The organism is Verrucomicrobiota bacterium (genome assembly GCA_016871675.1).
Taxonomy (GTDB): Bacteria; Verrucomicrobiota; Verrucomicrobiia; order Limisphaerales; family VHCN01; genus VHCN01.
On sequence record VHCN01000118.1, the window covers coordinates 1 to 4,670 of the forward strand.

The window sequence follows — 4,670 nt, forward strand, 5'->3', positions numbered from 1 at the left end:
CCGCAGGCGTAGTAGAGACCGCTGTAAAACAGCGTCATTTGATCGGACCCGCCGGAGAGATTTTTGATCGTGGTGGGAAGCCAGAAAGTGAGCGCGTAGCCGCCGCTGTTGCCAATCATGACGGCAAGCACGAGCAACCATACCATCGGTAGACGCAGCGCCTGCCACGCGGGGATCCTGGCGGTGGCATCCTTCGCTGCGGCCTCGGCGGCGAGTTCGCCCTCGAGATGGTCGCGCTCGGCCTGGGTAAGCCATTTCGCGTCGCGCGGACGGTCGGTGAAACGAAGGAGCACCAAGATGCCGAGGACCACCGCGGGGAGGCCTTCCACGATGAACAGCCACTGCCATCCATCGAGCGAAAGCCATTTCACCTCGAGCAGCAGCGAGGAAACCGGCGCGCCAAACGCGAGGCTGAACGGCACCGCGATCAGCAGCCAGGAGAGCGCCCGCGAGCGTTCGCGCTGCACAAACCAGTGTGAGAAATAGACGATGATGCCGGGAAAGAAGCCCGCCTCCGCCACGCCGAGCAGGAAGCGCATCCAGTAGAACTGCTCCGGCGTCTTCACGAACGCCATCCCCGCCGAAATGAAACCCCAGGTGATGAGGATGCGCGCAAACCACTTCCGCGCGCTCCATCGCTCGACGAGCAACGCGCCAGGAATCTCCAGGGTCAGGTAGCCGATGAAAAACACGCCGATGCCAAACCCGAACACCGCCTCCGAGAAGCCCAGCGCCTCGCCCATGCGCAGCTTGGCAAAGGCGACGTTCGCGCGGTCGAGATAGGCAATGATGTAAAGGACGATGACCAGCGGCAGGATGCGCCAGACGACCTTTCGGCGCAGGGCGGGAACGTTTACGGCGGCGTGCTCGGCGGAGGCGGAATTCATGGGGCGATCAGGGCTGCAGAACCAGGGCGCGGCCGTGGCCGCTGCGAATGCCCTCGATTTTGATGGGGGCGAAGAGGAACCACGCGCCTTTCTCCGGAACGGATCCGAGTCCGGTGAGGAACTCGACGAGCAGCAGGTGGTGTTTCGCGGCGGTCCAATAGGTCATCAGCGAGGCCTCGGGCCGCACGCCGCCCGCGGTGGGGGCATCGATGCCGGCGCAGCGCACGCCGCGCTCGGCCAGCAGCGCGATGGCTTCAGGCGAAAGCGCGGGCCAGCCCTCGGACTTGCCGGCAAGCGGGGCGGCGATGCATTCGTCCATCGCTGGGGCGTCAGGGAGCGGTTTGAACTTCGCGTCGGTGTAGCCGGTCCGGAAAAGCACGATCTCGCCGGCGGCGATGGGGCCGTGCGCCTTTTCGTGATCGAGCACCTGCCGCGCGGTGATGAGCGGCGAGGCAGGCCAGGCTTTTTCATCGGTGGTACCGCGCAGCGCGGTGACATCGATCACGCGGGCCGTGCCGATCATCCGGTTCAGCGGCAGCTTGTCGATCGTCTCCGTGCTGTGGCCGAGCGGGCCGTGTTTCTTTTCGAATTCGGAGCGAAGCTCGCGGATCTCCGGCGCGAACCTTTCCGCATCGAAGCCCGGCGGCGGCAGGGTGAAGGCCGGGGTGACGACGTGGGTGCCCGCCTGGCTGTCAAAGGTGTGCGTCCATGCCATGTAGGGGCCGCGCGGCTTCTCGAATTGGTTCAAAGGCTCGGCGAGGTAACGCTGGGCCTCTTCGCCCGGGCCGTGTCCCTGCCAGGTGACCGGCAGGTCTTTGGAGAGCGTGACGGATACATCAGTGACGCGCCTGGCGCGCGCGGCGGCGATGAGCTGGGTGGCGATCTTCGGCTCGGTGATGGCGAGCACGCGCGCTTCACCGCCGGAGCCGCCGGCATGCTTGGCGGGCAGCAGCGCATAAAAGGCGCCGGTGGGCGGCAGGGCTTTGAAATTGCTGCCGCACTCGATCCAGATCATGCCAAAAGCCCCGCCGGCCTGATGCGTGGCCACGGCGAGGTCCGGCATCGGTCCCATGCTGGCCCCGTCGAGTCCCGCGGACATGATCCCCTTTTCTCCGAGGTATTTCATCGTCTCCGGCGCCGGCGCGGGCCAGGCCGGTGCGCGTTTGGTGAGCGGGTGGACCACAAATCGCGCCCCTCCTCTGTTGAGCGGCTGGTAGTAAGTGTCTGAATAATCGCTGCGGAAAAGCACGACATCGCCCGCCCGAAGGGGGCGGTGCTTTTGCTCCCAAGCCTTCACCAGCTCCGGACGGATCAGAAAACTGGACCCGCCCGGCGCGTCATCGCGATGCGCGGTGACGTCGATCACACAAGCCTCGCCGACAAACTGCCAGACGGGCACTTTCTCACCGGTCACGAGTCCCATCGGTCCCGCACCGGGCAGGCCGGAGCCGGGCGGCGGCACAAAGTGCGCGGGCGCGTCCCACTGGGTTCCGGTGTGCTCGTCGAGCACGATCGTCTCGCGATGAAACGCCCCCGGGCCGAACGTGAAGCGCGGGATCGTGATGTGTTGCATCATGCCCACGGGCCAGACACAGGGCCACGCCGGTGAAACGGGCAGCGAGAGGTCTTGGACATGCTCTGCGGGCACCTGAGCCCGCGCGGCGGTGAGGGAGGCGAGAAGAGAGAGGAGGCTAAGCTTGGTTCTCATGGGAAGAAATGGGGTGGAGGTCTGTTGCTCCGCGACGACGGGATTAGTGAACGCGCCGTTCTTCTCGATCGCGATGGTCACGGTGTCGATCCGTCGGGCACTGCCGTCGGGCAGAAGGGCTGCGTGCTGGATGGAGCCGCCGTTGGCTTGGTGACGAATGATGCGCATCGGGTGGATGTGGGTGTTGTGTTAGTGCTGAGGATCTATTTTCCGGCGGAGAGGCCTCCATCCACGATCATGGCGCTGCCGGTGACAAAGGACGCAGCATCGCTGGCGAGATAGAGCGCGGCTGACGCGATTTCCGAGGGCGCGGCCATGCGCTTCATGGCATGCGGGGCTTCCATTTGGCGGAGATAGTCGTCGGGATTCTCATACTGGCGCAGCATCGCATCCACGAACGGTGTGCGGACGCGTCCGGGGCAGATGCAATTGATCCGCACACCCGTGGTGCCATGATCCATGGCCATTGCACGGGTCATGCCGACAATGGCGTGTTTAGTGGCCGTGTAGGCAAAGCGCGACTCCATCGCCATGACTCCGAGGATGGAGGCGATGTTGACGATGGAGCCCGTGCCGCGCTCGATCATGCCGGGCAGCACTGCGCGCGACAGGTGATAGGTGCCGAGCACATTCACTTTCCACAGCCTGTCCAGGTCCTCGAGGTTGGTGGTCAAAATGGTGCCGACGTGTCCGATGCCGGCGTTGTTGACGAGCACATCGCAGCGTCCGCATTTTTCGTGCACCGCGCGCACGGCGGCGATGCACGCGGCTCCGTCGCTGACATCGAGAACCAGCGATTCTGCTCGGTGGCCTGCGGCGCGGATGCGGGCGGCGGTTTGCCCGGCGGCGGCTTCGTCGCAATCGGTGGCGAACACGACCGCTCCGGCTTCGGCGAAACATTCCGCGATGGCGGCTCCGATGCCGGAACCGGCTCCGGTGACGAGGGCGATCTTGTCAGTGAGGGTGATCATGGATTGGAAAAGAGGAATGTGAGGCCCGCACCGAAGCGATGGCTTCGCGCGCGTGTTCGGATGTGATCTCGATCATCTGAATGCTCAGTCGCGGATCGAGCCGCTTGAGCATCGCGCCCAAGTTCGCCGACATGATCCCGCTGCCGATGAGCACGACATCGGACGCGTCGGAGACAAAGCTGGAGGCTGCTTCGGACATCGCTCTGTGAAACGTCAAACCACGCCATTCACCACATTCGGCAGCGTCTCGCCCCGCACGGCCTTGAGCGCGAGACGTGCCGCAGTTTCGCGCAGCGTGCGCACGGCGGTCGGGCTCGCCGAGGCAATGTGCGCGGCGAGGATGACATTCGGCATCGAGCGGATCGGATGATCGGCGGGAATCGGCTCGGGATCGAAGACATCGAGCGCCGCGGCGGCGAGCTGGCCGGATTGCAGCGCCGCCGTGACCGCCGCGCTGTCGGCGAGATCACCGCGGCCCACATTGATGAAGACCGATCCACGCTTCATCTTCGCGAAGGCGGCGGCGTTGAACATCTGCTTCGTCGCGGGCAGCGACGGACAGTGCGGCGAGACGATGTCGCTCTGCGCGAGCAGTTCATCGAACGACGATGCCGCCTGCGCTCCCGCAGCGAGGATCTGCGCGGCGTCCACCACCGGATCAAACACGAGCACGCGCGCCTTGAACGCGAGCAGGCGCTTCACCACTTCGCGCCCGATGCGCCCGAAGCCGACAATGCCGACCGTGAGGTATTTGAGCGCCTGCATCGCCGTGAGCGGTGTCGCGAGGCCCCATTTGCCCTCGCGCACATGCAGCGTGTTCGGCACCACCTGCCGCGTGATCGCGAGCATGAAGGCCAGCGTGTGATCTGCGACTTCATCCACGCAGTAGTCGGGAATGTTGCACACCGGAATGCCCCGCTCGCGCGCGACGGCGATGTCCACATTGTCGTAGCCGATGCCGTAGCGCACGATGGCCTTGGCCTTCGTCATCGCATTGACGACCTCGGCATTCACCGGCGCGAACTGCGCGATCACCGCGTCCGCATCCCGCACGAGTTCGGCAAGTTCCGCGGGCGAACGCTTTTCCTTGCAGGAGACGATCTC

5 protein-coding genes are annotated in these 4,670 nt (G+C 65.1%); all 5 read right to left on the reverse strand.

The genetic code is table 11. The features are described from left to right. A partial coding sequence (locus FJ386_14995; GenBank protein MBM3877992.1) for an MFS transporter occupies positions 1-887 on the reverse strand: 887 nt, incomplete at its 3' end. 7 nt (positions 888-894) lie between these two features. Beyond that, positions 895-2,763 carry a cyclase family protein gene (locus FJ386_15000; protein MBM3877993.1) on the reverse strand — a complete coding sequence of 623 codons (1,869 nt, stop codon included), beginning with the start codon at positions 2,761-2,763 and terminating at the stop codon, positions 895-897. A gap of 35 nt (positions 2,764-2,798) precedes the next feature. Continuing rightward, on the reverse strand, positions 2,799-3,566 hold the full coding sequence (locus tag FJ386_15005; protein MBM3877994.1) for an SDR family oxidoreductase: 768 nt from the start codon (positions 3,564-3,566) through the stop codon (positions 2,799-2,801). Beyond that, positions 3,550-3,765 carry a malate:quinone oxidoreductase gene (locus tag FJ386_15010; GenBank protein ID MBM3877995.1) on the reverse strand — a complete coding sequence of 72 codons (216 nt, stop codon included), beginning with the start codon at positions 3,763-3,765 and terminating at the stop codon, positions 3,550-3,552. Before FJ386_15010 ends, FJ386_15005 begins: the two co-directional genes overlap by 17 nt. A 14-nt stretch (positions 3,766-3,779) precedes the next feature. Next, the coding region (locus FJ386_15015) for a C-terminal binding protein (GenBank protein ID MBM3877996.1) at positions 3,780-4,670 on the reverse strand (891 nt) is incomplete at its 5' end.

Bases quoted from the DNA above. Each gene is read 5' to 3' on its own strand.
- FJ386_15000 (MBM3877993.1), bottom strand. From the start codon at position 2,763: ATGCGCATCATTCGTCACCAAGCCAACGGCGGCTCCATCCAGCACGCA.
- FJ386_15005 (MBM3877994.1), bottom strand. From the start codon at position 3,566: ATGATCACCCTCACTGACAAGATCGCCCTCGTCACCGGAGCCGGTTCC.
- FJ386_15010 (MBM3877995.1), bottom strand. From the start codon at position 3,765: ATGTCCGAAGCAGCCTCCAGCTTTGTCTCCGACGCGTCCGATGTCGTG.